The sequence below is a fragment of the Bradyrhizobium sp. Ash2021 genome (assembly GCF_031202265.1).
In the GTDB taxonomy this organism is placed as follows: domain Bacteria; phylum Pseudomonadota; class Alphaproteobacteria; order Rhizobiales; family Xanthobacteraceae; genus Bradyrhizobium.
This window is the reverse complement of record NZ_CP100604.1, coordinates 3,659,235-3,685,327: the sequence shown is the minus strand read 5'-3', so window position 1 is coordinate 3,685,327 and position 26,093 is coordinate 3,659,235. Positions and strand designations below refer to the sequence as shown.

Here is a 26,093-nt window from a genome sequence, read left to right as displayed (position 1 = left end):
GGTTACCTCAGGAGGTAGGGAATGTTGACGGTGACGGCGCCGGTCGGGCAATCGGCCTCGCACGGCATGCAATACCAGCACTCGTCGTAGGCCATGTAGGCCTTTCCGGTCATGTCGCTGATACGCAGCACGTCGAGCGGACAGACGTCGACGCAGACGGTGCAGCCCTTGTCCGCGATGCATTTGGCATCGTCGACGACGACCGGCACCGACGTCTGATAGCTGGCGAGAGGCATGTGTTAAATCTCCTGTTGCTTCGTTGCAGGGCGGTTACGCGCTGGCACGGATGCGTTGCTTGTCGTAGAGATCCTTCTCGTCGTCGGCGATCGGAACCACATAGGGCTCCACATCCCGCTTCTCGCTGGTCATCTTGCCGTCCTGCTTGCTGAGCAGCGTGTGGCAGAACCAGTTCTCGTTGTCCTTCTCCGGGAAATCGGTCCGGAGGTGATAGAGGCCCCAGCGGCTCTCCTCGCGGTACAGCGAGGCGTGGGCGGCCATGTCGGCGCAATCCAGGATCGACTGGGTTTCCAGCGCGCGCAGCAATTCGTGCGAATTGCGCGCGATCATGCGCTGCTCCATGTCCTCGCGAACTTCCGCAAGGCGGCGCTGGCCCAGCTCGAACTTGCGCGTGACCTTCGGCGGCTGCAGATAATCGTTCACCAGGCGACGGGCCTTGTATTCGATCTGGTTCGGGGGAATGCCGTCTTCCCGCTTGGTCGGCGCCATCACGCGGTCGCGTTCCCTGGCGACGTCGGCGGCATCGAACTCGGCAAAGTCGTGGTTGTCGGCGAACTCCATCGCGTCGATGCCGGCGACCGAGCCGTTGGTGAAGGCGCCGAGCATGTAATTGTGCGGCACGCTGGCCATGTCGCCGGCGGCATAAAGGCCGGGCACCGTGGTGCGCGCAAAATCGTCGACGAACACGCCAGAGGCGCTATGCCCCGAACAGAACCCGATCTCGGAGATGTGCATCTCGATCGATTCGGTCCGATAGTCGGTGCCCCGCCCCTTCTGGAACAGGCCGCGCGTCGGCCGCTCGACCTTGTGCAAGGTGGATTCGATCTCCTCGATCGTGTTCGGATGCAGGTGCTTGAGCTGCAGGAACACCGGCCCCTTGCCGGACAACAGCTCGTTGTAGAATTCGAGCATCATCTGGCCCGACCAGTAGTCGCATTCGATGAATCGCGATCCTTCGTTATTCGCGGTGAATGCGCCGAAGGGACCCGCGACATAGGCGCAGGCCGGCCCGTTGTAATCCTTGATCAGCGGATTGATCTGGAAGCATTCGAGGTTCGCAAGTGCAGCCCCTGCATGATAGGCCATCGCGTAACCGTCACCTGAATTGGCGGCGTTCTCGTAAGTGCCGAACATATAGCCCGATGTCGGCAGGCCGAGACGTCCCGCCGCACCCATGCAGAGAATCACGGACTTGGCCTTGATGACCAGGATTTCCGCGGTGCGGGTGTTGACGCTGATGGCGCCGGCGACGCGTCCATCGCTCGCCGTCAGCAGACGTGTCGCCATGTAGCGGTTCGAAATCAGGATCCGCGCCCGACGGAGCTGGCGGTAGAGCGCCTTCTTCACGGTCTCGCCGTTCGGCATCGGAAGCACGTAGGTGCCGATGTGATGCACCTTCTTGACCGCGTAGTCGCCGTTTTCGTTCTTCAGGAAGCGGATGCCGAAACTGTCGAGTTCCTCGATGATGTCAAAGCAATTCTGCGCGTATTTATAGACCGCCTTCTGGTCGACGATGCCGTCGTTGGCGATGGTGATTTCCTTGGTGTATTGCTCCGGCGTCGCGTAGCCGGGAATGACGGCGTTGTTCAGCCCGTCCATACCCATCGAGATGGCGCCGGACCGCTTGACGTTGGCTTTCTCGAGCAGAACGACATTCGCCTTGGGATTTTTCAGTTTTGCTTTCAGCGCGGCCATCGGCCCGGCGGTGCCGCCGCCGATCACGAGCACATCGCAGGAAACTTCCGAAAGCCCGTCGACGATTTCATCCATTGCCATCATTCGCTCCTGGTTCGGCGCAGTCGCCGCCGTCGTCAGCAGATTTGTTCAGTTGTCCCTCCGGCGATAGCAATTAGTTGTCGCCGGAGGGAGAATGCCAATGTTTGGCCCGTTTGCTAAAATCGAAGCCAGCTTCATGATCAACAAACAGGCAAAAACATTGGCTGAACGTTCCCTAGGAAACCAAAGTCGCGCAACGCCGGACTTTGATTTCCGGTCGATTAGTTTCCAATTTTACGCGGAAGTGAAAGTGACGCGATCATCTAAAACATCCGTGATGCAGCATTTTCGTGCTGCGTCTCGCGCGCTCACCGGCAATTAGTTGCTATCCACGCCATCGGCCGCAACATAACGTCAACAGCGAGGGATTTTCAGATGTCGATGACGGAACCGCCAGCGACCGACTCATTCACCTGCGAGGTGAGCGCCGATCTCGCCGCGCTCTCCATGATCGCAGCCGACGGATCCTGCACCACCCTCAGCGCGGAGAAGCTCCGGCTGTTCTGCAAATGCGCCCATTGCACTCGCGCCCGCTTCGACGAGCGCTTTCCGGAGCACTTCCCGGGGATCGCGATCGTGGAAGTCGCCGATCTCGGCTACGGCCTGAATATCTGCTTCTCGGATGGGCACAATCGTGGAATCTACCCCAAGAGTTATCTAGCGAGCCTGACTGATCATTGATTTCATTGATCTTTTTGTTCGCGCCCCCTCGCTCAATCTGGCACGAAGATTGCTGCTTTTTAGATCAGTCATAAATGATCTGGAGACCGGCAATGTTGCTGCAGGCTACAAACACGGTGGGCAGAAGCCCGCCTTCGGCCGCGGCGACCAAAGCGAAATCGAGTTCGTCCCTGCTCTTGACCGAGAACCAGCAATCGATCGGCGGTCCACCCTCCCTGATGGAGAAACTGACGCTGCGCGAGCGGGAAACCGTTCTCAAGCAAGGACGCCGAAAGGTCCTCAACCGCGGACAGACGCTGTTCAGTCAGGGCGCGAAACACGACGGCATTTTTCTGATCGAAAGCGGCCGCGTCCGGGTGTTCTATTCCTCGCCGGCAGGGCGCGAGATCACGCTGGCCTATTGGCATGCCGGTAATTTCGTCGGCGGGCCGGAGGTATTCGACCACGGCATTCATCAATGGTCCGGCATTGCTTCCAGCAATTGCAGCGTCGTGCAACTGCCGGGCAAGGAACTGCGAACGCTCGCGGGCGAAATTCCGAACCTTGCCATCGGCTTGATCGAGGGGCTTGCCTTCAAGGGCAAATGCTATTCGGCGCTGGCGCAGATGCTGGGAACCCGTTCCATTACCCAGCGGCTTGCGCACCTGCTGTTGCACCTGATGGATCTCTACGGCGTCGAAGATCCCGATGGAACGGTGATCGCCGCGGCCTTCACCCATGCCGACCTCGCGCACATGGTGGGCGCGACCCGGCAATGGGTCACGATCAGCCTGAAGCGCATGCAGGAAAAGCGAATCGTGCTGACGAAGCGGTCGCAGATCGTCGTCTGTCTTCCAAACGTTCTGGAGGAGATGCGGGGCCAGGCCTCTGATTAACAAGCCTCTGATTAACAAGCCTCGGATTAAAAGGGATGCACACGCAAACGGCTTTGCCTGGCAAAACTGCCCAACGAGTATGCAACCGGCTTTTCACGGCAACTAATCGACTATGACCACAAGTCCGCATTTGCAGGGAGCGCCTCCCCAACCAATCATGGGGACCGCAGCACATCCAACCGAATGAGGATGAAAATGGTCCGCCACGTTCAAACACTCTCGACAGCGATGTCCATAGCGGCCGTGGCCCTGGCGCTCGCGCAGCCGGCCAAGGCGGAAACCGTCAGCATCGGCATCGGAACCCAGGATACCACGACCAATACCGTGACGGCCGGTACCGTGATTCGGCAGCTTCATCTGTTCGAGAAATACCTGCCGACCGACGGCAAATACGCCAACATCAAGTTCGAACTCGAATGGCAGAACTTTACATCCGGGCCGCCCGTCACCAACGCGATGATGGCGAACAAGCTGCAGTTCGGCATGATGGGAGATTATCCGCTCATCGTGAACGGCTTCACCTTCGAGAGCAATCCTGAAAGCAAGAGCCGCCTGATCGCGGTCGCCGCCTACAGCCTGTCCGGCTCCGGCAACGGCATCGTCGTCCACAGGGACTCGCCCTACTACGACCTCGGGGACCTCAAGGGCAAACTGGTCAGCGTTCCCTTCGGATCCGCAGCGCATGGCATGGTCCTCAAGGCCATGCAGGACCGCGGCTATCCCGCGGATTTCTTCCAGCTGGTCAGCCAGAGTCCTGAAGTCGGCTCGACCAACCTTCAGGAGAAGAAGATCGACGCGCATGCCGACTTCGTTCCGTTCGCCGAGCTGCTGCCGTTTCGCGGCTTTGCCCGCAAGATTTTCGACGGCGTGGAAACCAACCTGCCGACCTGGCATGGCGTCGTGGTCCGCACCGACTTCGCCGATAAATATCCGGAGGTCGTGACCGCCTACATCAAGGCGATCATCGCCGCCAACCAGTGGCTCCGCGCCGATCCAAAACTGGCGGCCGAAAAAATCCAGGAATGGACCGGCATCGCCAAGGAAGTCGTCTACATCTTCCTGGGCCCAAGCGGCAACATGACCGCCGATCCCACCATCAAGCCAGCGCTGATCGAGGCTGCGGCCACCGACGTCAAGGTGCTGCAGAATCTCGGACGCATGAAGGAGTTTGATCCCAAGAAATGGGTCGAGGACAGCTTCATCCGCAAGGCCTATGGCGAAATGAAGCTGGACTACGACGCGGAGCTCACCAGCGCCAAGAACTACGAGATTTCAGGCGAAGACAAGTTCTGCAAGAAGCCGATCGCCGATCCCCGCAAATCCGGCGAGGTGTGGGTCGACGACGAGGGAATCCTGCCCTTCAGCAGCACGACCTGCACGCTCGGCGCCTACGCCGATTTCAAGGCCAAGGGCAAGAAGATCAACGTCGCTTACGTCTTCGATACCGCGCGCGGCATCAAATTGTTCGCCGACCAGGCCTTCTTCGCGGTCGCCGGCGGCGATATCGCACCGTTCCTGCTGAAGAAGGATGCGGAAGCGTATGCTGCGAAGAATAACGGCAAGGTGCTTGGGTTCGAGGATGCCGTGAAGTCGACCGTGACCGGAGGCAAGACGTGAGCAGCCCCTCGCTCGTGCGACAACCAACGGAAAGCGAGACATCCGCGACCATGGTCGAGCCGACGCCGCCCACCTCAGCGCCGGTGATCGATCCCGTCACGCTCCGCGTCCTGGCCGGGCGCTGGTTCCGGCTCAACAAGGAGCGCATGCGCGCGATGCTGATCGGCGTGATCTCGCTGGTCGCATTCCTGATCGTCTGGCACCTCCTGACCAAATACCGCGTGGTGTTCTTCGTCCGCTTCACCAACGTTCCCTCGCCGCTGGCGGTCTACGCCAGCTTCACGAAGGCCATCCACGATCCAAAATTCCTGCTGCACGTGTTGCTGAGCTGCCGCCGGATCATCTTCGGCTTCTCGCTCGCAGCCCTTGTCGCGGTGCCGCTCGGCCTCGTGATGGGCCGTTTCAAGCTCATCCACGAAATCGTGTTCCCGGTTTCCGAAGTGCTGCGGCCGATCCCGGCGATCGCCTGGGTGCCGATGGCGATCATGCTCTGGCCGACCAACGAGCAGAGCATCGTCTTCATCACCTTCCTCGGCTCGTTCTTTCCGATCCTGGTGAATACACTGCACGGCATGTCGCTGGTCGACCCGGTGCTGGTTCGCGCCGCGCGATGCCTCGGCGCCAAAGAAGCTTCGATCTTCCGCGAGGTGTACTTTCCGGCTTCGCTGCCGCACATCTTCACCGGGCTTACCGTCGGGATGGGCGTAGCCTGGGTTTCGCTGATCGCCGCCGAGATGATCTCCGGCCAATACGGCATCGGCTACTTCACCTGGGAAGCCTATTCGCTGGTCCAGTACGCCGACATCGCGCTCGGCATGATCGCGATCGGCGTGCTCGGTCTGTTGTCCAGTCTCTTGATCCGCTCGGCCGGAAAGCTGGCAATGCCATGGGGGCGCACATGAGCCTGATCGAAGCCAAAACCGCCCAAGGCCACATCGAGGTCAAGAATTTCGCGCTCAGCTATGAGACGATCGACGGTTCGGTGGCCGCGGTCACCGACACGCAGATCCACGTCAAGCCGGGCGAATTCGTCTCGATCGTCGGACCCTCCGGATGCGGCAAATCCACATTGCTGAACGCAGTCGCGGGATTCCTGAAACCCACCAAGGGTACGGTCACCGTCGACGGCGAAGAGGTGAAGGGACCGAGCGCGGAACGCGGCATGGTGTTCCAGCAATATTCGCTGTTCCCCTGGAAGACGGTCCGCGAGAACGTCGAATTCGGATTGAAGATGCGCGGCATGGAGCGCTCGCGCCGCGAGCGCGCCGCACGCACCTTGCTTGGAATAGCCGGGCTGGAAGCGTTCGAGAAGCATTATCCCGATAGACTCTCCGGCGGCATGAAACAGCGCGTCGGCATTGTGCGGGCGCTCGCGACCGGGCCGAAGGTGCTGCTGCTCGACGAGCCCTTTGGCGCGCTGGACGCGCAGACCCGCGTCATCATGCAGCAGATCCTCACCAACATGTGGCAGCGGTTGAAGATCTCGGTGCTGTTCGTGACCCACGATATCGACGAGGCGATCTTCCTGTCCGACCGCGTCTACTGCATGACCGCGCGCCCGGGCTCGATCAAGGCGGAAATTCCGATTCCGCTGGAACGGCCGCGTCAGCAATCCATGATGATGTCGTCGGAGTTTTTGGGCCTGCGGCGCGGCCTGATGTCGTTGATCCGCGAGGAAAGCCTGAAAGCGATGGGTGGCGAAATCAGCGATCTCGGCATGCAGGGACTGAATATCGACCTGCACGGGCAATCCCTGGCCGACGTGCTTTAGAGGCGTGTACCCATAAATGCGCGATGTCCGCTTTTGGGCGTAGAGCACACATGCGCTGGTCACTCCGGAATTTCGCATTTTGACCCACTGCGGACATGGGCCGCGATCACCAATCCGCGGATGGTTGAAGGTGAAGGAGCTAATTTAAACCGCGAACGCCAAGACAGCGATTGACCCGGGCTCCCGTCCCTGAAACCATGGTTCCATTGAGGGAACTGCTGTGCGCGCATTGAGCTTTTCTTTGAGAACCAAGCGGCCAATATGCGGCTCCTTCGGAAAGTGATGGCCCGACGTGATCGGTTTCGATGGAGTCTCCGCCCAGGCGTTATCTGACACGATCGGCGCGATCTATGATTGCGCGCTCGATCCGCATCAGTGGCCGGACACTTGCCGGAAGATTGCCGATCTGTGTGAAAGCACAGCGGGCGGCATCTGCGTTCACGATATGCGACAAGTACAAAATGACCAGTTGTTCGTGTTCGGATACCAGCCGGAATTCCTGGAAAAGCTGGGAAAGAACTATGCACAAACACCAATGGCAGCAGCGGACATCGTCTCCAATATTGGCCACGTCAGCGCCCTCTCCATGGAACCCCACGAATTGCTTGAAAGCCGGTTCTATAGAGAAGTGCTAAAGCCGTTCGGACTACTGGATATAATCTGGTTTCCTGCGTTGCGGACCGGCGGCCGCATGGCTTCCATGCACGCCTCCCGGAGCGAGAAGGCCCCGCATTACCAACAGCTAGATATCGGCCTGTTCAAGCTCCTGTCCCCGCACGTCTGCCGCGCACTCACCATCTCGGATGCGCTCGATATCAGGGCGCTGAGGTCGGAGATGCTGGAAAAGACGCTTGATGTACTTGTCGCGGGTGTTTTCCTCACGGCACGCGATGGCCGCGTTGTCTATATGAACGACGCTGCTGAGCGCCAGACCAGGACCGGCAATTCCATTCGCATCGTAAACAACCGGATTTCTCCCACCGATCCCACCGCGCGCGCGGCCCTATCGAAAGCCATTGACGAGGCGTCGCGCGACGACATCGACATGGATATGAGCGAACATTCCCTGGCAATCCCGGATGTCGACGGCGCCGGCTACATTGCAACCCTGCTTCCGGTGGATCGTGGTCAGCGCAGCGGCATTATCGCGCCGTTTGCAGCATCGGTCGCTGTGTTCACGAAGGATCCTGCTCAGGCGCCCCTCATGCCGGGCGAGGCCTTTGCTAGGCTTTACAGGCTGACCGGCGGCGAACTTCGCGTGCTCCTAGCGCTTGCCCAGGGGCTCGGCGCCAAGGAGGCGGCCGACATGCTCGGCATCAGCGAGCCGACCGTGCGCACTCATCTGCAGCACATGTTCTCCAAGACCGACACGCCCCGGCAGTCCGACCTCCTGCGCCTGTTGCAGAACTCGACGCCCCAAATCCGGGCCCCACAGCAGCCTGTTCATTAATTCCTGAGGCGACCTGTCTCTATCGCTAATGCGCCCTATGGGCGACGGGACCGGTGCAGCTACGTTCTGACCTCGGTCCGTTTCGCCCGCCAGACTACCCCGCCATCATTCGCAAGTCGGCCGCGCGGCCAGCAAATAGCTGGGGAACTTGGCCTGTCCGCTGGCCATGCCCGACGAGCCCGATCGGCATTCGCGAGAGTCGGTTCAGCAACTGCCGCAATCCCTCATTGGTTCCGATGATGCGGCGGCCGGGGAAGACCGGTCTTATCCGCAGAGTCGGAATTTGGAGGTCACAATGGCTGCCGTAGCGAGAGCTCTCTCCCGTGCACTTCCCCCAACCTCGCTTCAGGCCGAGGCTCTCAAACAGCTCGCCCTTATTTGCGGGGCTGGCCTGTTTGTTTTGCTTCTCTTGGCGAGCTAACGCGGACTTGGCGCTCGATTTCGGCGATTTAACGTTACCGCCAGCTGCTTGGGGCACGTTCAATGAATAATATCATTCTGCTGTTCGTCTGCCTCGTTCTCGGCATGGGTCTTCGCACCACGCGACGGCTGCCGGAAAACGCACATGTTGCGCTAAACGCGTTCATCATCAACATCTCCCTGCCTGCCCTCATCATCCTGCAGATCCACCACGTTGCCCTCCAAACGCAACTGCTGTTCAGCATCGCGATGCCGTGGCTGATGTTCGCGCTCGGTGTCGGCTTTTTCTGGATGCTTTCCTCGCGTTTGAAATTCTCGCGCGAAACCACCGGGGCGCTGATGCTGGCCGGCGGGCTCGCGAATACATCTTTTGTCGGACTGCCGATGATCGAGGCCTTTTTCGGCGCTTCCAATATGGCGACCGGCATCCTCATAGATCAGCTGGGTACCTACCTGGTCCTGAGCACATTGGGGATCACGGTCGCCGCCATTTATTCGGCGGGTACGGAATCCAAAACCGCTATCTTCAAGCGGGTCCTCACATTCCCGCCTCTGCTTGCCCTGATCGCTGCATTCATTCTGATGCCCTTCGAGTTTCCCGATTGGGTCTCCGACGCACTCAAGCGTTTAGGCGACACCCTTTCCCCATTAGCCCTCGTTTCAGTCGGTTTCCAATTGAGGTTTGACCAAACCACCGGGCTCAAGACCGCGCTTGCGATGGGCCTGGGGTTCAAGCTGCTCCTGGCCCCCATCGTAATCGCTTCCATTTACTTCATCGTTTTGGGCACCGGCGAAGAAATCACCCGAGTGACCCTGTTTGAAGCTGGGATGGGCCCGATGATCGGCGGTGCAATCGTCGCGGCCCAGCACGGCCTGAACCCGCCACTGGTCTCGTTGATGGTCGGAGTTGGCATATCACTTTCGTTTCTCACACTGCCGCTGTGGTCCTACGCCTTGCACCACCTTTGACGGATGAAATCGATGACGGCTCGCAAAAATGAAAGGGAAACCAATGAAAATCCTTGAAGCGCTACAATCATACGAAGTTAGCTCCAGTGGAAGAGATCTGCACTTCATTTTCGGCTATTTCGGATTGGCAATGTGTATGTTGGGTACGATCTATGCTGCCGCGTTGTCTCCCGGAAACACGGTTAGCGATTTGGCATTGATGTCCGTGTTTCCCTGACAATCCAAGCTCTGCCGGCACGGGCGTCGTCCGCTATCAGTGGTGAGCCGACTTCCGCTGTTGGCACAAAGCAGACATGCTTTAGGCTAACGCGAATGTCCGCTTCCGAGGTGCCGGCTCAACCGGTCGCCGCAACACTTTATCTTAGAGGGAAAAGATGGAGTGTGGGATGGAACGGAGATTTCATAGAGGTTTTACTGCGGCAGAGAAGACGGAGTTATGGGATCGCTGGAAGCGTGGGGAGTCGCTGAAGGCGATTGGACGAGCTTTTGGTAAGCAGTCATCGTCGATCTATTTTTTGGTAGCTCCGCATGGTGGGATTCGTCCTGCGGAGCGGCGTCGCTCCAGGCTGGCGTTGACGCTCGCGGAACGCGAGGAGATTTCCAGAGGCGTTACGGCACATCAATCGGCACGGTCGATCGCCAAACGGCTTGGCCGCTCACCCTCGACGGTGAGCCGGGAAATGAGTCGCAATGGCGGCTATGATCGCTACCGAGCGACACTTGCGGACGAGAATGCCTGGGCGCGATCTCGTCGTCCAAAATGTTGTAAGTTAGCGACCAATCCGCGGCTGCGGCAGGCGGTGGCAGGGAAGCTCAGATTGGATTGGTCCCCCGAGCAGATAGCCGGTTGGCTGAAGAGAACGCACCCTGAAGACGAGTGTAATCAGGTGTCACACGAGACCATCTATCGCAGCCTGTTTGTCCAAGCGCGCGGCGTGCTGAAGAAAGAGCTGCTTAGCCATCTTCGATCGAAGCGCTCGATGCGTCGCTCCAGGCCGGTTGACCCGAATGGCGATAAACGGGGGCATATCAAGGATATCGTCTCAATCCGTCAGCGACCGGCGGCGGTTGAAGATCGGGCGGTGCCTGGTCATTGGGAGGGCGATCTCCTGTCCGGGCCGAACAACACCTACATCGCGACCTTGGTCGAGCGTCATACCCGTTACGTGATGTTGGCCAAGGTGGCAGGCAAGGACACCCGGACGGTTGTCACCGCGCTCATCAAGCAGGCGAAGAAGCTACCAAAGGAGCTATATAAATCCCTGACCTGGGACCGGGGCAAGGAACTTACGGATCATCGTCGCTTTACGTTGGCGACCAAAATCGACGTCTATTTTTGCGATCCGCAAAGCCCGTGGCAACGCGGGTCGAATGAGAATACCAATGGCCTGCTGAGACAGTACTTTCCCAAGGGCACCGACTTGTCGATGCATTCGCAAGCCCATCTGAACAAAGTGGCTCGTCAGCTAAATGAACGACCACGTGAGACCTTGCAATTTGAAACACCAGCAGAGAGATTTAACGCCTGTGTTGCGGCGACCGGTTGAGCCGGCAGGGGCAAAGCGGACATCGCTAAGCTCACGGGCGTCGCGACGAGCCAGCTCGGGACGGCCGCCAAAGCCGCCATGGGACCCGATATCCCGGGGCCAGTTCCGGAATGCGCCCGGTGCGGGCGCGCATGCGGCGTTCACGGCTTGAATCCAGCGGCCGGCGGGGGCATAAGACCCAAAAATTCCCCGACAGCCCAAGGATTTAGGATGCCCCCCTATCGCTCCCGCACCACTACACACGGCCGCAACATGGCGGGCGCCCGCGGCCTCTGGCGCGCCACCGGCATGAAGAACGAGGATTTCGGCAAGCCGATCATCGCGGTCGTCAATTCCTTCACCCAGTTCGTGCCGGGGCATGTGCATCTGCAGAACCTCGGCCAGCTCGTGGCGCGCGAGATCGAAAAGGCCGGCGGCGTCGCCAAGGAATTCAACACCATCGCGGTGGATGACGGGATCGCGATGGGACATGACGGCATGCTCTACAGCCTGCCCTCGCGCGAGCTGATCGCCGACAGCGTCGAATACATGGTCAATGCGCATTGCGCCGACGCGATGGTGTGCATCTCCAACTGCGACAAGATCACGCCGGGCATGCTGATGGCGTCGCTGCGCATCAACATTCCGACCGTCTTCGTCTCGGGCGGCCCGATGGAATCCGGCAAGATCGTCATCAAGGGCAAGAAGCGCGCGGTCGACCTGATCGACGCCATGGTGGCCGCGGCCGACAGTTCGGTGAGCGACGCCGAAGTCGAGGAGATCGAGCGATCGGCCTGCCCAACCTGCGGCTCCTGCTCGGGCATGTTTACCGCCAATTCGATGAACTGCCTGACGGAAGCCCTTGGCCTCGCGCTGCCGGGCAACGGATCGGTGCTGGCAACGCATGCCGACCGCAAGAGCCTGTTCGTCGAGGCCGGGCATCTGATCGTCGATCTCGCCCGCCGCCATTACGAACAGGACGATGCCAGCGTGCTGCCGCGCGGCATCGCCAGCTTCAAGGCGTTCGAGAACGCCATGACGCTCGACATCTCGATGGGCGGTTCGACCAACACCGTGCTGCATCTTTTGGCGGCGGCCCACGAGGGCAAGGTCCCCTTCACCATGAGCGACATCGACCGGCTGTCACGCAAGGTGCCGGTGCTGTGCAAGGTCGCGCCGTCGGTTGCCGACGTCCATCTCGAAGACGTTCATCGCGCCGGCGGCATCATGGCCATCCTTGGCGAGCTGGATCGCGCCAGGCTGATCACCACCGACCTTCCGACCGTCCACAGCGCGACGCTCGCCGACGCGCTCGATCGCTGGGATATCGCGCGCACGCAAAGCGAAAAGGTCCGGCATTTCTACATGGCCGCACCCGGCGGCGTACCGACGCAGGTGGCTTTCAGCCAGAACGAGCGTTTCGACGAACTCGATCTCGATCGCGCCGAGGGCTGCATTCGCGATGCCGCGCACGCCTATTCGAAGGACGGCGGTCTTGCGGTGCTGTCCGGGAACCTGGCCGAGGACGGCTGCATCGTGAAGACGGCTGGCGTCGATCAGAGCATTCTCAAATTCTCCGGTCCCGCCCGCATCTTCGAAAGCCAGGACGCCAGCGTCGAAGCCATTCTCACCAACAAGGTGAAGCCGGGCGACGTCGTCGTGGTTCGCTATGAAGGTCCGCGCGGCGGTCCGGGCATGCAGGAGATGCTGTATCCGACGAGCTACCTCAAGTCGAAGGGACTGGGCAAAGTCTGCGCGCTGATCACCGACGGCCGCTTTTCGGGCGGCTCATCAGGACTGTCGATCGGGCATATTTCGCCGGAAGCCGCCGAAGGCGGCCTGATCGGACTCGTCGAAGAGGGTGACCTGATCGAGCTCGACATTCCCAACCGCAGCATTCGCCTGGCCGTGCCGGACGCCGAGATCAGCCGCCGTCGCGCGGCCATGGTCGCAAAGGGCGCAGCTGCCTGGAAACCGGCGCCACGCAAGCGCGCGGTGACGACGGCCCTGAAGGCCTATGCGGCGTTCGCGACCAGCGCCGCGCGCGGCGCGGTGCGCGTCGTGCCGGAGTGATCGAGGGGAATCAAAAAGCCTGAGAGGTGAGGTCTGCGCCGATCAGGCGCCCGCGGCCGGCAGGCTGGCGGCGGCGATGGCGACGATCTGGGCCAGACGGCGTCCGATCATGGCCGGCGCGGCGCGCAGCAATGAAGTTACCTGTCGCATCTCATTTTCCTTTTGCCCCGGGAACGCCGGGTGCATCAGGAAAATGGTCGTTGGCGGCTAACTAGTCGAGACTACAGCGAAAATAGCAACAGCCGCTTCGCCCCGAGGGCAATTCGCAGTGGATTTATTGCCACGATCGAGCCTGCGGCGGACAAAATCTTCTCCCCCGGAGTTTGCCCGCCGGAGCCGCTATTTCGGCACAAAGCCGAACGTCCGTTCGAAGCGCCTGGCGTAGTCAGGCCAGACCTCGGGGTTGACGATACGTGGCGGCCGCTTGCCGTCGAGCCCGTCGAGAATCTGCTCGGCGGCGATCTTGCCCATGTTCATTCGCGCTTCCCTGGTCACGCCGGCCGTATGCGGGCTGGCCAGCACGTTGTCGAACTGCAGCAACGGATGGTCCGGCGGCGGCGGCTCCTTGGCCCAGACGTCGAGGCCGGCGCCGGCGATGCGTTTGTGGCGCAACGCATCCTCCAGCGCGGCCTCGTCATGAATGAAGCCGCGCGCGGTGGTGATGAAAAACGCGTGCGGCTGCATCAGCGCGAATTCGCGGCTGCCGATCATGCCGCGATTGTCCTTGGTCAGCGGGCAAGAGATCGACACGAAGTCCGAGCGGCGCAGGAGATTGTCGAGTTCGACCTTCTCCCCGCCCCGCGCGGCCATTTCCTGCCCAGTGAGATAGGGGTCGTAGGCAATCACGTTCATATGGAGCAGGCCCTTGCAGAGTTCGGCGATGCGGCGGCCGACATTGCCGAGCCCGACAATGCCGATGGTCTTGCCTCCGACTTCGTTGCCGATCAGCGCATTGCGATTGACGTTCGCCTCGCGCCGCAGCACGCGATCAGCCTCGAGGATACGTTTCGACAGCGTCAACAACATTCCCAGCGCGTGCTCAGCGACGGAATTGGCGTTGCCGCCGGATTGATTGACGACCAGCACGCCCGCCGCCGTGCAGGCGTCGACATCGACCGGATCGAAGCCCGCGCCGTTTGACGAGACGATCAGCAGGTTCGGCGCCCGCCGCAGCAGGTCCTGATCGACATGGAAATGTCTTGCCAGTTCGTCGCGCGCCGCGCCAATCTGATAGGCGTGCGCGGCGGACAGGATGGGGGCCGTGAGGTCATCCGGGCTTTCATTCTCCAGCCGGTCGAGCCGCACATCGGGCCGGGCCTTGAGGATCTCGGCATAGATCTCATGGGCGAGATATTTGACGTAGAAGACGCGCTTGTTATTCACGGACATTGCCTGGACGACTTTCAGTGAGGGAAGCCATAGAGTTTTGCTGGGTTGGTGACGAGAATGCGCTGCTGCGCCGCCTGATCCGGCGTCCAGGCTTGAAACAATTCGAGCAGATGCCCGGCATCGGGCATCTCGCCCTCGACGCGCGGATGCGGCCAGTCGCCGCCCCACACCAACACTTCCGGGTTTGCCTTCACCAGCGCTTCATGAAACGGCCGCGCGTCGGGATAATCAGGCGCGTTCTGGCTAAGGCGATGCGCGCCCGACAGTTTCGCCCAGCACCAGCCGTCGCCGACCGCGCGCAACAGGCTCTGGAAACCTTCGGTGCCGGTGCCCGCGCGGGCATCGGTGCGGCCCATGTGGTCGATCACGACCGGCAGGCCGAACGATTTCAGGAGCGGAATCGTCTGCGGCAAATCCTTCACATCGATCCAGAGCTGAAGATGCCAACCGAGTTCGGCCATGACCGGCGCAAGCTTTTCTGCCGCGGTGAGCGGCACGCCGCCGCGATAATGCAATTGCCCGCCGCGAAAGAAATGGTTGAAGCGCAGGCCGCGCACGCCAAGCCTGTTCCACTCGCGCAAGGTCGCCGGCGAAATATCGGCGTCGGCCACCGCGACGCCGCGCAGGCGCTCGGGCTGACGTTTCAGCGCGTCGAGCATCGCCGAATTGTCGTGGCCATGCGCGCTGCCCTGCACCAGCACGCCGCGGGCAAAGCCGATCGCGTCGAGCATGGCCAGATATTTTTCCAGCGGCGCATCCGGCGGCGTGTAGCTGCGGTCTTCCGCGTAGGGAAAGCGATCCCCCGGCCCGAACACATGGGCATGGGTATCGCAGGCGTTTGGCGGCAGCGGCTGTTTCGGGCGGCCGACCTCGCGCGGCGGCAGGCAGGCGGGAATCATCTGATGTGCCACCGCGTCATTCGGCTGTCATTCCGGCGGCCTTGATGATCGGCCCCCATTTGTCGTAGTCGGCATGGATCTTGGCATCGAATTGCTGCGGCGTGCTGCCGATCGGCACGGCGCCGAGCTTGGTCAGGCGTTCCTTGACCGAGTCCGTATTCACCGCTGCGACAAAATCATGCGAGAGTTTTGTCAGTAGCTCCGGCGGCATGCCGGCCGGTCCTAGCAGGCCCCACCATACTTCGGTGTCATAGCCCGGCACCGCCTCCGACATGCTGGGCACATCGGGCAGGAACGGCGCGCGCGTGGCCGTGGTGACGGCAAGCGCGCGTACGGTGCCGGCCTGCAGCTGTCCGATCGATTCCGGGCCGTTGTTGAACGACATCGGGATCTGCCCGCCGAGCAGGTCGTTGATCGCCGGCGCACCGCCTTTATAGGGGATGGCGTCGAGATCGATTTTGGCGAGGTTCTTCAAAAGCTCGCCGGCCAGATGCGTCGACGTTCCCGTGCCGGCGTGGGCAAAGGACAGGCTCCCCGGCTTCGCCTTTGCCGCCGCGATCATGTCGCCCAGCGTCTTGAACGGCGAATCCGCCCGAACCAGCAGCACATTGGGCGAGGACGCCAGCAACGAGATCGGCGTGAAATCCCGGAACGTATCGTAGGGAATTTTGGGATACAGGAACGCATTGGTGGCGTGGCCGCTGGCGACGACGATCAGGGTGTAGCCATCCGGCGGCGACGTCGCCAGCGCCTGCGAGGCGATCAACCCACCGGCGCCCGGCCGGTTTTCGACCACGACCGACTGTCCCCACTGCTTTGAGACCACGTCGCCCAACGTGCGCGCCAGGACATCGACGCCCCCGCCGGCGGGATAGGGCACGAAAATATGCACGGCCTTGGAGGGAAATGATTGCGCGGATGCCGCGCCGGCCACAGCGCACATGACCGCCGCGACGGCAGCCATCCGGAACCGGCTTCCCATGATACTCCTCCCGATCTTCTCGTTATCTCACATTGTGGCATGCCGACAGCATGGCCACATCGCCACCGCGCGCAGACCACGGCAACGACGGGGCATGTTGACAATCCCGCTGTTCGCGTCAAGTTTCGCCGCCTGAACAAGGCGACCGCGATTTGGATCGCGAACGAAAATCGTCGCGAAACAAGGGAGAACAAGATGGCGGTTGCGGAGCAGCGAACCTCGCCCGAAACCTCTGACAAGAAGACCTCTGACGAGAAGAGTTCTGACGAGAAGAGCTGGCACGGCATCGTGCTGCAGGCGCTCAAGCGCAACGACATCCGCCTGGTGCCCTATGTGCCTGACCGCGTGCTGACGACGCTGATCAAGAACATCCACGCCGATCCGTTCTTCACGACCTTTCCCACCGCGCGCGAGGAAGAGGCCGTCGGCATCGTCTCCGGCGCCTGGATGGGCGGCATGCGCGGCGCGGTGCTGATGCAGACCAGTGGCTTCGCGACGCTGGCGAACGTGCTGGCATCGCTGGCGATCCCCTATCAGATCCCGCTGATCATGTTCGTGTCCGAGCGCGGCACGCTCGGCGAGTTCAATTACGGCCAGTCGCTGGTGTGCCGCACCATGCGTCCGGTGCTGGATTCGCTTGCCATGGAGCATCACACCTGCACCCGGCTCGAAGAGTTCGAGTTCATCGTCGATCGCTCGATCAAGCAGGCCATCACCACCCAGGCGCCGGTGGCGCTGATCCTCTCGCCGCTGTTGACCGGCGGCAAAACCTTCGACAAGTGAGCGATCGCATGAACACCGCAACCAACCTGCCTGCGCGCAACACCAAGGTGATGAACCGCTTCGATCTCACCTCGCGGCTGATCAGAAAACTCGAGCATGAGGAAGCCGTGATCGGCGGCATCGGCAACACCAATTTCGATTTGTGGGCCGCCGGGCACCGCCCGCAGAACTTCTACATGCTCGGCAGCATGGGCCTCGCCTTCCCGATTGCGCTCGGCGTGGCGCTGGCGCAACCGAAGCGGCGCATCTTCGCGCTCGAAGGCGACGGCTCGCTGCTGATGCAGCTCGGTTCGCTGTCGACCATTGCGACGCTGGCGCCCAAAAACCTCACCATGGTGGTGATGGACAACGGCGTCTACCAGATCACCGGGGCGCAGCCGACGCCGGCCGCTGCGGTCGCCGACATCGTCGCGATCGCGGTCGCGTGCGGTCTCGTCAACAGCGCCTGGGCGGCGGACGAGGAGGATTTCGAACGCCTGATCGATCAATCCATGGCGGCCACGGGGCCGACCCTGATCGGCGTGCGGATCGACGACAAGCCGGGTGTCGGCACCACCCGCCGCGATCCCGTACAAATCCGGGAGCGCTTCATGCACGGCATGGGCGTGCGGGAACCGCTGTAGATACATAGCGTTTTCAAGCGAAGTGGGTACCGGTTCGCGCAAAGAAAACGCGTCAATCTGGGGCAATTGGCGTATTAACCACACGCCCACCTCGAGCCGGCGTGAACGATATCAGGCGGACAAATCGTGCTAATCCGGCACGATGAACACCGTCCTCAGAATCCTCGCCTGGGCGTTGGCCGCAGCCGTTGCTTTCGCAACGCTGGGCCCGCCATCGCTTCGGCCGCATTCCGACCTCGGTCAGGACGGCGAACATGCCCTCGCCTTCGTCCTGGTCGGCGTCGCGTTCGGGCTGGCCTATGGCCGTAACCGGCTGATGACGACGGCGGTCGCCGTCGTCATGATCGGCGTGCTCGAGATCCTGCAATTCTGGGCGCCGGGACGGCATGCCCGGCTCGAGGATTTCGCCGTCGACGCATTGGCGGCCTGTGTTGGCCTTGCGATGGCGGCTGCATTGGACTGGACGATCAAGCGAACCCGCCGGCCGAACATCGGCACTTCCTGACAGGAATAATCGCCGCGGGTACAGATCGGCAAAGGGTCGGAAGCGTCGTTTTAACACTCGCCCGGTCATTTTCAGACTTCAGGCCGCGTCTGAGTAAGGTCCGCTGTTCCCCCAATAGCCGACGTGCAGCGACTGCATCGACATGTCCGAAAAGTGCCAATTCCGGACTCATGCACCGCAGCAAGGGCGGTACTATTCGACAACCTCATCGGCGCGGGCGAGCAGCGAGGGCGGCACGGTGACGCCGAGAGCGTTCGCCGTCTTGAGGTTGATTACGAAATCAAACTTGGTTCGGGGGCAAGGCGGCTGGTGAAGAGTACGCCGACGTCAAACCCCTTTGCCGCGGCATGTTGCTCGGCCTTGTCGAGCCAGGTCTCGAGGTTCTTCAGGGCCTGGATGCACTGTCTAATTATTGGGTAATACATGCGTCATCTCCGCTTTGGTGTGACATTCCGTCGAAATCAGTGTGTTTCGTGATCGTTGACGATGCCGACCGCCTGCATCCAGGCGTAGACGATGACGGATCCCACGAATTGGAAACCGCGCTTCCTCATGACATTTGAAATTGTCTCGGACAGAGGCGTTCTTGCTGGCGTCGTCTTGCCGTCGCCCACTACGACGCGCTCGTTGATTACGGGTTTGCCGTCAGGCTGACATCACGACAAAACCGGCGCGTGGGAAATGCACACAGACCTGTCCGACCGCGGGATCGCTGCGTCGGATGACGATCTCATGGACGCCCGAGGCGACCAACTCGCCGACGACCGGGTCGCGTCCGGTATCATCCGGCGTGACGGTCACTGTCTGACCAGGTTTCCGGCCGATCGGATCTCGTGGATCGGGGATTACGCTGGCGATCGACGTCGCGTCCCTCGCCGCATCGAGCGCTTTTTTCGAGGTCGTTGGGCTCCGCCTGCCGTGGCCGATTGCGGCAATGCGCTCGGTCCAACTCAGCAGCCTCGGAAAGCCGTCGAGCGGCACCGCCGTTGGCCCGAATTTTTGTTTCAAGAACCAAATCGGATGGTAGGCGGCGAGATCGGCAAGGCTCGCAGCAGAGCCCTGCAAGAATGAGCGCTCGTCGATCAGCATCTGATTCAGCCAATCGAAATGCGCGCGCAACTGATCGAGCAGGTTCGGTACTGCCGCCATCATCGCGGCCGGATCGATATTTCGGCCGGAGAATTTGGCCCGGTCTTCGAGAAATCCTTCGGGCAACGCGTCGGGTCTCTTCGCGAACGCGATGCTAACAGCCGGGCTGAACGTTGTCTTCTCGGCCCACCAGGCAAGCGCATCGGCCGCGCCGTGGCCGGCGGGATAAAAGCTCGGGGTGGGATGCCGGCGCTCGAGTTCGCGCATAATCAACTGGCTATCGCAATAGATGTCCGCGCCGATCTGCAACACGGGCGTCTTGCGGTAGCCTCCGGTCAGCGCCGTCAGGTCGGGTTTTGGCAAGATGACGGGGATTTCCACCGATTCCCAGGCCAAGCCCTTCAGACCAAGACCGAGCCGAACTTTCTCCGAATAGGGAGAGGTCTCGTAGTGATGCAGGATGATATCGGTCATCGAGACGGCCCTCGTTTTGGGATGATCGTTCCCCTGGATATCCCGCTCACATCACCGGCTCTACCATAATCTTTAGCGATCTTACGTTCGGCGGTCGGCCAACTTCAGGAAAGTCGAGAGGAGTGTTGAAACGCCAAGGGTGTAAGGCCGTAAGCCTGTTTAAATGCGGTACTGAAATGGCTGTAGCTTGAAAAACCGAGGTCGAGCGCCAAGCCCGTCAAATCTGAACAATCATCAAGCAGGTCAAGCGCCCGGGCGAGCCGCAGTTGGAGTTGATAACGACAAAGCGGCAGACCCTCGACTTGCCGGAACACCTGAGTGAGATAGACCGGCGAGACGCCGACGGCACTGCCAATCTCAGCCAACGTCCATCGGCGTCCAAGATCTGAAGAAAGCACAAGTTTGGCGCGGTCCACCAGTTTTTGCCGCCCTACGCTGCCGGACGCGGCGTACGATGTGCGCTTCCCGAGGGCGCGGCTTACCAGCGATAGGATCAAATCCTCAGCTTCAAGAGTCTCAGTCATCCCGCGGGCAAGACGATGACGCACAAGTGCTGCGAGCAACTGTGCGGGCGCATCGATACGCATGCGAGGCCGGTTGAAAAGGATTCGATCTTTGGTATGGAGGAAGTCGGCAGGCGCCAGCTCCAACAGCGTCGCCTCATCGATTCCGATCGATAGACTTGCATCGCCGCCTTCAAGAGGATGGCTAACTCGATAGGGTTCACTTTCATTAAAGAACACCACCTGATTCGCTTCCGCGACTGTCTCGACCTGACCTGTATGATGCACGTAGACGCCGCGGTAAGGAAACACGAGATGTGTTGTGCTAACGCATTCCTCGGCGCTTTTGTGCTTGCATGTGCCTGAGCACAAAACGTCCCACACCGCTACGGTGTCAGTCGCCAAAAGTGGGTGAGAGTTGATTTCAGCCATTGTTGAACTGCCTACCCGGCCGCGTCGAGCTCAGTATCCTCGGTTGTCGGTTACGGCTCCTCGCCAGCTAGGTCATGGCCGCCTGCGCGCGGCATCGGCGTCTGCTATTTCCGAGAGCGGATATTCGCCAAGGTGAATGGTAGGTCGGCTAAGGGGCCATTTCCGGACTCATGACGTCAACGGAGTTCTTTTTCGACCGTTCCATTGAGGTCTATGAACTCGACGGCAAGATTTTCTCCCTCGGCATATCCAAGTTCTTTCAGCCGCTGTTCGAATGCTGTCCACAATGGTCCCGTGCGGGGTTGAATCGTCGCGATACCCACCCGCGTCATCTTGCGCGGTGCTTGCGCGCTGGACAGACGTGCAAGCGTGGTACCACCTCCCATGACGGCTAGGCCGGTGAGGAAATCACGCCGTCTCATGGATTTCTCGCCCCTAAGAGTGCTGCGCTGTAAAAGCCTAGCACAGTCTTCGAACGACTACGGTGTGGTCGCATTGCAGCAAATTGGGCCGCTCGACTTCCGCATCGGGTCAAAAGCTGAAAAGCTCAATGGGAGCATATGTTTTCCGCTCTGCCCCCAACAACGGACATCTTCACAGCCGGTCGGCATGTCTCAAAAGTGCCAATAAGCGGCATCGCGCAACCTAGTTCGATCACCCCGTCGCCAAGTATCCGTCCAGCGTAGATGCCGGCTTGCTGAAAGGTTTACTTTCTATCGACGAATGAAAGTATCAGGGCAATGGCCTGATCGGGCTGCTCCTCCATGATCCAATGACCGGAATCGCTTATCACGGCGCCGCGCACATTGGCCGCGACAAAACCGATCTCGGTTGCGAGGCGCGCGCCCCATGAATGATCGCCCCCGATTGCCAACACGGGGATCGTCAGCTTGCCCTTGGCGAGCAGTTCCTGATTGTCGACGGCATCCTGCGCAAAGGCGGCATATTGTCCGCTAAATGCGTTGTGGATGGCGCCGGGCCGTGCATAGAGCGCAGCATAGTGATCACGGGTCAGGTCATCGATGCGGAGTGGATTGGCCGAAAGTTCGTTGTAGAACCGATCCAGCAAGATGCGCTCCCGCCCGGCGACCAGGCGCTCAACATCGGGACCGCGGAAATTGAAGTGCCAAGCCCTTGGGTTTTTCAACTGCTCGTCCCAATGCCCGATCCCCGGGAGACCCGTGTCCAAGTCCAACCATCTCGTCACGCGCTGCCGATAGAGCGCCGCAAACGCGTAGCCAACCATATTGCCGAAGTCGTGGGTTACAAGGGCAACTTCTTGGATTCCAAGCTGGTCCAGGATTGCGGCAAGGTCGCGAGCCTGCGCGGTCTTTTCGTAACCGCCTTCGGGATGGGATGATAAACCCATGCCACGGAGATCAGGAATGATGACCGTGTGGTCCTTGACCAATGCCTCGGCGAGAGGCCCCCACATATCTCCGGTGTCACCGAAGCCATGCAGCAGGAGCACCGTAGGGCCTTGACCCCCGACCCGAACATATTGGGTGCCTCCGCTCACCGGCATTTGCCGGGCGCGAAAGGTGTCAGGCCAGACGCCGATCGTTGCGTCGGCTGCCGGCGTCCAGGCTATAAGCGCCGCTACGAAGGCCATCAGCACTGTGGCGACCAATGGATACGGAGAGCTTAAGTTTAGCATCGCCCTTACCTGTTCCTTTCGGCGGCTGGCTCAGCCCACAGGCTGCGCCTCGGGGAATCTCCATGTGCCATCGAAAATTTTCGGTCGCGGTTGAAAGAGGCGAACCGTGTAATTCCAGCCCTGCGTGATCGGCAGACAATTGGGGATTTTGCCATCGCACCCACCGAACTGGATGGTGACTGAGCCATCCGGGGCTTTTTTCGCGGTGATGCCGTTCACCGCATAGGTGTTGTATGGGTTCGGATGCAAGTATCCTTCACCGTCGTAGACGGTGACCGACCAAAAACCATCGACAGGGATGTCCTTGACTGTCAGCTTGTAGATGGTGCTGCCGTCATTTCGAGCCGGCGTGATCGGGAGATACAGCGCATCCTTTTCGGGATTGCCGCCCCACAGCATTGCGCTTCCAATCAGGTGCTTCACAGGGTCGACCTGATGCTCGTTGGCGCCAAACATGCGCCGTGTATCGGAGACCGTACTTCCAAGCTGTAATAGCGCTGCTTTCACCTTCTTGAGGCTCCCCTCATCCCAGTTCGGGATTTCGAACGTGCCGGAGCGCTCTTGGTCGAACTTGACCGCATCCTGCAAGGCGTGGACTCGCAGGATCTCTTCTTTGTTCGAAAAATCCACGAGGAAGCGGACGACGGCAATGGCATAGCGCGTGCCAATCATCTCGCGGGTCAGGGTGTGGCTGCCTGTACCGTAATAGACGCCCGTGGTGTACTGATCCTCGTTGACGACCTGCATTACCATGAAGCGCTTGGCACCGTCCGGCAGCGTGATCGTCACCGGTCCGGCCTCGAGGTCGAAAATCGCAAGCGAATACAACGTATCGCGATTGGGACGGACGATGCCTTGCTGGACGGGAGCAGCAAGTTCGCGGCCATGGCGGAATTTTCCGAAACCGCCATTCTTCACCACCCCGGCGAAATAAACATCGGTCTGAGCGCGATTGTAATTCTCGAAGACGACAGGCTCGGCTGTCGAAGTGGTTTGTGCCGAGTCAAGCGAACTCGCTAGTGCAAATGACATGGCTGCCAAGACGCTCGTGCTTGTCATTTTCATGACTTTTCCAACGAAGATCGCGTTTGGCGCTACGTAGACCAATCAAATATGAAAATGAACAGCCAAAACTGACAGTTGGTCTATCAGATGTGGTAGGTTGGGCACATGGATCTAAACGCCACCCGAATGTTTGTTGCGGTGGTCCAGGCAGGCAGCCTCTCGGCGGCCGCCACCCGCCTCGGAATTCCGCTTCCAACCTTGAGTCGCCGGATACGGGCCCTGGAACGGCAACTCAAAGTGCAGTTGCTGGAGCGCTCGGCTCGGGGTGCGAAACTCACCGATGCTGGAAAGAGGCTGTACGAGCACGCCGGCCGGGGTATCGAAACGCTGGCGGACGCCGAGCTGGCCGTCGTGAGCGACCAGGCCCACTTGAAGGGACGCTTACGGGTGTCGTTGCCGCAGACGTTTGAGCCGTGGTGGGACCTGCTGGCCGCTTTCCAGCGACGCTATCCGGACATCCAAATTCACGTTTACTCAACCGAGCGTCGCGTGGATCTGGTCGAGGACGGAATCGATGTCGTCCTTCGTGTCGGCGCGATCGTTCACGAGGCGATGGTGGCGCGACACGTTCTGTCCTATCGCAATGTTCTCGTTGCAAGCCCACTGTTGCTGGAGCGCTTCGGTGTGCCCGCACAGCCCGATGCCCTTCATCGCTACCCGTGTGCGGTGTGGGCATCGCGCATCGATGTCCCAGTCCGATGGGATTTGGGCGGACATGTGATCGAGCCCAAGGCCGTGCTGTCTACCAACGACTATCATCACTTGTGCCGCCGCGCACTCGGTGGCGACGTGGTAACGGAGCTGCCGCCCTTCCTGGCAGCCGGGGCTATCCGGGAGAACCGCCTCGTACCGCTCCTGCCGCAATACCCGTTACCCGAGTGGTCCATAAATCTGCTGTATCCGCCACACCGACACCAATCCACCATTGTCAGAACATATCTGGATTTCTGCCAGAGCTATCTCCCGAAAATCATTCAAGCCTGTAAAACCTGAGCCGCGACGGGTCCGCTTTGCTCACAAAGCGACCAAAATCGTGCGGCGGGGAAGTGTTCTGTCTGCTTTCCGCTGCCGAGGCAACGCTCGCGCGACGAGTTCCGGTTTGGGTCAAAATCGGAAGTGGCAGGGCTCGCGCGGCACGTCCGTTCTACCCTCAACAGCGGACATCGTCAGGCCGGCCCAGCACGTCCGAAAAGTGCCAACAGCGGACATCCGGGACGATGTGAATGAGAAAGAAAGACCGCCTTGCGGCGGTCTCTCAAAAATCGTGTCACGCCTTCACGCAGTTCTAGCTGCCCTGACTACGCTGCCTTGGATTTCTGAACGGCCTGTGCGGCGTTGCGGATCACGTCCAGCACAGCCTGTGGCTGGGAGAGCATCGGGACGTGACTGGAGCGTAACTCGACAGTTGTGGCGCCCATGCGCTTTGCAACGAAGCGCTCCAGTTCCGGCTGAATGGTTCGATCTTCAGTGGCCACAATGTACCAACTCGGCTTCGACTGCCAAGCGACACCGTCGATCTTTTGGTTGAACAGGTCGGGTACAGGGGCGGCCTGGGTCGCCCACACAACCTTCTGCTCCGCCTCGGGCAGATCACCCGCGAAGCGTGGGATGCCGTCAGACTTTAGCCAGATGCGTCCATCAGCGACTTCGATATGAGAAAATACCTCCGTAACGGGAAACTTCTGCTGCAGGCTTTGCGAGGTTTCGGTCTCGTCGGGTGCGAGGGCGGCGATGTAGACTAGGGCGGCGACTCGGCTATCCGTCCCGGCATGGGTGATCAGGGTGCCGCCGTAAGAATGGCCGACAAGGACCACGGGACCACTGACCCGCCCGAAGCAGCGGGTGACGCACTCCACATCGCCTTTGAGAGAGTCCAGGCCATGCTGGGAGCACATCACTTCGTGCCCATCCGCCTGCAGTGCGGGGATCAGCTTCTGGAAGCATGAGCCATCGGCCCAAAGTCCGTGGGCGAATACGATGCTTGGTTGGTTCTGCTTTGCCATAGTGCGACTCCTGATTTGATTTGGCTGTGTACGCACCCCCAGTAAACGCCGGAACGCTCTCGTCTAAAGTTGGTTCCCATGGAGCCGACGCCGGGAGATACTTCCCGGAAATTCTGTCATGTCCGCGTTGGGTCAATCGCTACCGAATCGGACCTTTCGGACGACGTCCGCTTTTCCCCCGACAGCGACCAAACTGCGGACAGCGCTGATAGTCCGGCTGGCGGCAAGAGCGTCGGTTTGCCCCCGAACCGGTGACTTCCGAATCGATTTCGGATGTTCTCGTCGCCGTTGGCG

27 protein-coding genes and 1 pseudogene are annotated in these 26,093 nt (G+C 60.5%); 14 read left to right on the top strand and 14 right to left on the bottom strand.

Annotated features, from left to right (window positions below):
- Positions 1–2: 2 nt before the first annotated feature.
- Together NL528_RS17410 and NL528_RS17405 are read right to left on the bottom strand one after the other, a co-directional pair.
- On the bottom strand, positions 3–236 hold the full coding sequence (locus NL528_RS17410) for a ferredoxin family protein (RefSeq protein ID WP_008141081.1): 234 nt from the start codon (positions 234–236) through the stop codon (positions 3–5).
- Between the two features lie 34 nt (positions 237–270).
- Positions 271–2,013 carry a fumarate reductase/succinate dehydrogenase flavoprotein subunit gene (locus NL528_RS17405; protein WP_309183919.1) on the bottom strand — a complete coding sequence of 581 codons (1,743 nt, stop codon included), beginning with the start codon at positions 2,011–2,013 and terminating at the stop codon, positions 271–273.
- Positions 2,014–2,113: 100 nt separating this feature from the next.
- Between NL528_RS17405 and NL528_RS17400 the strand changes: the two genes are divergently transcribed.
- The 10 genes from NL528_RS17400 to ilvD all read left to right on the top strand — a co-directional run bounded on the left by NL528_RS17400 (position 2,114) and on the right by ilvD (position 13,395).
- Positions 2,114–2,335 (top strand): hypothetical protein, encoded by a 222-nt coding sequence (locus tag NL528_RS17400; RefSeq protein WP_309183917.1) that lies wholly within the window; start codon positions 2,114–2,116, stop codon positions 2,333–2,335.
- 53 nt (positions 2,336–2,388) lie between these two features.
- Positions 2,389–2,694 carry a DUF971 domain-containing protein gene (locus tag NL528_RS17395; RefSeq protein ID WP_375144021.1) on the top strand — a complete coding sequence of 102 codons (306 nt, stop codon included), beginning with the start codon at positions 2,389–2,391 and terminating at the stop codon, positions 2,692–2,694.
- A gap of 92 nt (positions 2,695–2,786) precedes the next feature.
- A complete protein-coding gene (locus NL528_RS17390) occupies positions 2,787–3,569 on the top strand; it encodes a Crp/Fnr family transcriptional regulator (RefSeq protein WP_309183916.1) in 783 nt (260 codons plus the stop codon).
- Positions 3,570–3,764: 195 nt separating this feature from the next.
- Positions 3,765–5,186, top strand: a complete 1,422-nt coding sequence (locus tag NL528_RS17385) for an ABC transporter substrate-binding protein (RefSeq protein WP_309183915.1) — start codon at positions 3,765–3,767, stop codon at positions 5,184–5,186.
- A gap of 50 nt (positions 5,187–5,236) precedes the next feature.
- Complete coding sequence (locus NL528_RS17380) at positions 5,237–6,088, top strand: ABC transporter permease (RefSeq protein WP_309184941.1); 852 nt, start codon at positions 5,237–5,239, stop codon at positions 6,086–6,088.
- Positions 6,085–6,957 (top strand): ABC transporter ATP-binding protein, encoded by an 873-nt coding sequence (locus NL528_RS17375; protein ID WP_309183913.1) that lies wholly within the window; start codon positions 6,085–6,087, stop codon positions 6,955–6,957. The genes NL528_RS17380 and NL528_RS17375 overlap by 4 nt, the downstream gene beginning before the upstream one ends.
- Positions 6,958–7,249: 292 nt before the next feature.
- A complete protein-coding gene (locus tag NL528_RS17370) occupies positions 7,250–8,407 on the top strand; it encodes a LuxR C-terminal-related transcriptional regulator (RefSeq protein ID WP_309183911.1) in 1,158 nt (385 codons plus the stop codon).
- A 483-nt stretch (positions 8,408–8,890) separates the two neighbouring features.
- The gene (locus NL528_RS17365) at positions 8,891–9,796 is read left to right on the top strand and encodes an AEC family transporter (protein ID WP_309183908.1); all 906 of its coding nucleotides are present in this window, start codon (positions 8,891–8,893) and stop codon (positions 9,794–9,796) included.
- Between the two features lie 386 nt (positions 9,797–10,182).
- Positions 10,183–11,343, top strand: a complete 1,161-nt coding sequence (locus NL528_RS17360; protein ID WP_309183907.1) for an IS30 family transposase — start codon at positions 10,183–10,185, stop codon at positions 11,341–11,343.
- Between the two features lie 210 nt (positions 11,344–11,553).
- Positions 11,554–13,395 (top strand): dihydroxy-acid dehydratase, encoded by a 1,842-nt coding sequence (ilvD, locus tag NL528_RS17355; protein WP_309183905.1) that lies wholly within the window; start codon positions 11,554–11,556, stop codon positions 13,393–13,395.
- Between the two features lie 339 nt (positions 13,396–13,734).
- On the opposite strand, the gene NL528_RS17350 is transcribed toward ilvD, so the two are convergent.
- Genes NL528_RS17350 through NL528_RS17340 form a run of 3 tightly spaced genes read right to left on the bottom strand, consistent with a single transcriptional unit; the run spans position 13,735 to position 16,665 of the window.
- On the bottom strand, positions 13,735–14,784 hold the full coding sequence (locus NL528_RS17350; protein WP_309183904.1) for a hydroxyacid dehydrogenase: 1,050 nt from the start codon (positions 14,782–14,784) through the stop codon (positions 13,735–13,737).
- Between the two features lie 14 nt (positions 14,785–14,798).
- Entirely contained in the window at positions 14,799–15,695 is an 897-nt protein-coding gene (locus NL528_RS17345) for an amidohydrolase family protein (RefSeq protein ID WP_309183903.1), read from the bottom strand.
- Between the two features lie 4 nt (positions 15,696–15,699).
- Positions 15,700–16,665, bottom strand: coding sequence for a tripartite tricarboxylate transporter substrate binding protein (locus NL528_RS17340; RefSeq protein ID WP_309183902.1), 966 nt, complete (start codon positions 16,663–16,665; stop codon positions 15,700–15,702).
- 195 nt (positions 16,666–16,860) lie between these two features.
- Between NL528_RS17340 and NL528_RS17335 the strand changes: the two genes are divergently transcribed.
- From NL528_RS17335 to NL528_RS17325, 3 genes are all read left to right on the top strand, one after another.
- Positions 16,861–17,448 (top strand): thiamine pyrophosphate-binding protein, encoded by a 588-nt coding sequence (locus NL528_RS17335; RefSeq protein ID WP_309183900.1) that lies wholly within the window; start codon positions 16,861–16,863, stop codon positions 17,446–17,448.
- Positions 17,449–17,456: 8 nt separating this feature from the next.
- Positions 17,457–18,071, top strand: coding sequence for a thiamine pyrophosphate-dependent enzyme (locus tag NL528_RS17330; protein WP_309183899.1), 615 nt, complete (start codon positions 17,457–17,459; stop codon positions 18,069–18,071).
- 142 nt (positions 18,072–18,213) lie between these two features.
- Positions 18,214–18,576 carry a VanZ family protein gene (locus NL528_RS17325; RefSeq protein ID WP_309183898.1) on the top strand — a complete coding sequence of 121 codons (363 nt, stop codon included), beginning with the start codon at positions 18,214–18,216 and terminating at the stop codon, positions 18,574–18,576.
- A gap of 192 nt (positions 18,577–18,768) precedes the next feature.
- Here NL528_RS17325 and NL528_RS47115 read toward each other — a convergent pair.
- From NL528_RS47115 to NL528_RS17290, 8 genes and pseudogenes are all read right to left on the bottom strand, one after another.
- Positions 18,769–18,867 (bottom strand): annotated as a pseudogene (locus NL528_RS47115) (ABC transporter substrate-binding protein); the annotation flags it as partial.
- Complete coding sequence (locus tag NL528_RS17320) at positions 18,849–19,001, bottom strand: DUF1993 family protein (protein WP_309183897.1); 153 nt, start codon at positions 18,999–19,001, stop codon at positions 18,849–18,851. The gene NL528_RS17320 and the pseudogene NL528_RS47115, both read right to left, overlap by 19 nt.
- 36 nt (positions 19,002–19,037) lie before the next feature.
- Entirely contained in the window at positions 19,038–19,130 is a 93-nt protein-coding gene (locus NL528_RS17315) for a DNA-3-methyladenine glycosylase I (protein WP_309184940.1), read from the bottom strand.
- A gap of 91 nt (positions 19,131–19,221) precedes the next feature.
- A complete protein-coding gene (locus NL528_RS17310) occupies positions 19,222–20,139 on the bottom strand; it encodes a glutathione S-transferase (protein WP_309183896.1) in 918 nt (305 codons plus the stop codon).
- 104 nt (positions 20,140–20,243) lie between these two features.
- Positions 20,244–21,074, bottom strand: coding sequence for an AraC family transcriptional regulator (locus tag NL528_RS17305; RefSeq protein ID WP_309183895.1), 831 nt, complete (start codon positions 21,072–21,074; stop codon positions 20,244–20,246).
- 176 nt (positions 21,075–21,250) lie between these two features.
- Positions 21,251–21,496: a hypothetical protein gene (locus NL528_RS17300; protein ID WP_309183894.1), complete on the bottom strand. Its 246-nt coding sequence runs from the start codon at positions 21,494–21,496 to the stop codon at positions 21,251–21,253.
- 284 nt (positions 21,497–21,780) lie between these two features.
- The gene (locus NL528_RS17295) at positions 21,781–22,686 is read right to left on the bottom strand and encodes an alpha/beta hydrolase (protein ID WP_309184939.1); all 906 of its coding nucleotides are present in this window, start codon (positions 22,684–22,686) and stop codon (positions 21,781–21,783) included.
- A gap of 75 nt (positions 22,687–22,761) precedes the next feature.
- Positions 22,762–23,796 carry a DUF1254 domain-containing protein gene (locus NL528_RS17290; RefSeq protein WP_309183893.1) on the bottom strand — a complete coding sequence of 345 codons (1,035 nt, stop codon included), beginning with the start codon at positions 23,794–23,796 and terminating at the stop codon, positions 22,762–22,764.
- Between the two features lie 105 nt (positions 23,797–23,901).
- Here NL528_RS17290 and NL528_RS17285 point away from each other — a divergent pair, with 105 nt between their 5' ends.
- Positions 23,902–24,789: a LysR family transcriptional regulator gene (locus NL528_RS17285; protein WP_309183892.1), complete on the top strand. Its 888-nt coding sequence runs from the start codon at positions 23,902–23,904 to the stop codon at positions 24,787–24,789.
- 305 nt (positions 24,790–25,094) lie between these two features.
- Here NL528_RS17285 and NL528_RS17280 read toward each other — a convergent pair whose 3' ends face one another.
- The gene (locus NL528_RS17280; protein ID WP_309183890.1) at positions 25,095–25,799 is read right to left on the bottom strand and encodes an alpha/beta hydrolase; all 705 of its coding nucleotides are present in this window, start codon (positions 25,797–25,799) and stop codon (positions 25,095–25,097) included.
- Positions 25,800–26,093 lie beyond the last annotated feature (294 nt).

Excerpts from the sequence above, each read along its gene's own strand:
- NL528_RS17365 (WP_309183908.1), top strand. The coding sequence starts at position 8,891 with ATGAATAATATCATTCTGCTGTTCGTCTGCCTCGTTCTCGGCATGGGT.
- ilvD (WP_309183905.1), top strand. The coding sequence starts at position 11,554 with ATGCCCCCCTATCGCTCCCGCACCACTACACACGGCCGCAACATGGCG.
- NL528_RS17315 (WP_309184940.1), bottom strand. The coding sequence starts at position 19,130 with ATGAGGAAGCGCGGTTTCCAATTCGTGGGATCCGTCATCGTCTACGCC.
- NL528_RS17395 (WP_375144021.1), top strand. The coding sequence starts at position 2,389 with ATGTCGATGACGGAACCGCCAGCGACCGACTCATTCACCTGCGAGGTG.
- NL528_RS17385 (WP_309183915.1), top strand. The coding sequence starts at position 3,765 with ATGGTCCGCCACGTTCAAACACTCTCGACAGCGATGTCCATAGCGGCC.
- NL528_RS17410 (WP_008141081.1), bottom strand. The coding sequence starts at position 236 with ATGCCTCTCGCCAGCTATCAGACGTCGGTGCCGGTCGTCGTCGACGAT.
- NL528_RS17290 (WP_309183893.1), bottom strand. The coding sequence starts at position 23,796 with ATGAAAATGACAAGCACGAGCGTCTTGGCAGCCATGTCATTTGCACTA.
- NL528_RS17400 (WP_309183917.1), top strand. The coding sequence starts at position 2,114 with ATGTTTGGCCCGTTTGCTAAAATCGAAGCCAGCTTCATGATCAACAAA.
- NL528_RS17330 (WP_309183899.1), top strand. The coding sequence starts at position 17,457 with ATGAACACCGCAACCAACCTGCCTGCGCGCAACACCAAGGTGATGAAC.
- NL528_RS17320 (WP_309183897.1), bottom strand. The coding sequence starts at position 19,001 with ATGTATTACCCAATAATTAGACAGTGCATCCAGGCCCTGAAGAACCTC.
- NL528_RS17280 (WP_309183890.1), bottom strand. The coding sequence starts at position 25,799 with ATGGCAAAGCAGAACCAACCAAGCATCGTATTCGCCCACGGACTTTGG.
- NL528_RS17390 (WP_309183916.1), top strand. The coding sequence starts at position 2,787 with ATGTTGCTGCAGGCTACAAACACGGTGGGCAGAAGCCCGCCTTCGGCC.
- NL528_RS17350 (WP_309183904.1), bottom strand. The coding sequence starts at position 14,784 with ATGTCCGTGAATAACAAGCGCGTCTTCTACGTCAAATATCTCGCCCAT.
- NL528_RS17405 (WP_309183919.1), bottom strand. The coding sequence starts at position 2,013 with ATGGCAATGGATGAAATCGTCGACGGGCTTTCGGAAGTTTCCTGCGAT.
- NL528_RS17305 (WP_309183895.1), bottom strand. The coding sequence starts at position 21,074 with ATGGCTGAAATCAACTCTCACCCACTTTTGGCGACTGACACCGTAGCG.
- NL528_RS17380 (WP_309184941.1), top strand. The coding sequence starts at position 5,237 with ATGGTCGAGCCGACGCCGCCCACCTCAGCGCCGGTGATCGATCCCGTC.
- NL528_RS17375 (WP_309183913.1), top strand. The coding sequence starts at position 6,085 with ATGAGCCTGATCGAAGCCAAAACCGCCCAAGGCCACATCGAGGTCAAG.
- NL528_RS17360 (WP_309183907.1), top strand. The coding sequence starts at position 10,183 with ATGGAACGGAGATTTCATAGAGGTTTTACTGCGGCAGAGAAGACGGAG.
- NL528_RS17335 (WP_309183900.1), top strand. The coding sequence starts at position 16,861 with ATGGCGGTTGCGGAGCAGCGAACCTCGCCCGAAACCTCTGACAAGAAG.
- NL528_RS17285 (WP_309183892.1), top strand. The coding sequence starts at position 23,902 with ATGGATCTAAACGCCACCCGAATGTTTGTTGCGGTGGTCCAGGCAGGC.
- NL528_RS17310 (WP_309183896.1), bottom strand. The coding sequence starts at position 20,139 with ATGACCGATATCATCCTGCATCACTACGAGACCTCTCCCTATTCGGAG.
- NL528_RS17300 (WP_309183894.1), bottom strand. The coding sequence starts at position 21,496 with ATGAGACGGCGTGATTTCCTCACCGGCCTAGCCGTCATGGGAGGTGGT.
- NL528_RS17340 (WP_309183902.1), bottom strand. The coding sequence starts at position 16,665 with ATGGGAAGCCGGTTCCGGATGGCTGCCGTCGCGGCGGTCATGTGCGCT.
- NL528_RS17325 (WP_309183898.1), top strand. The coding sequence starts at position 18,214 with ATGAACACCGTCCTCAGAATCCTCGCCTGGGCGTTGGCCGCAGCCGTT.
- NL528_RS17295 (WP_309184939.1), bottom strand. The coding sequence starts at position 22,686 with ATGGCCTTCGTAGCGGCGCTTATAGCCTGGACGCCGGCAGCCGACGCA.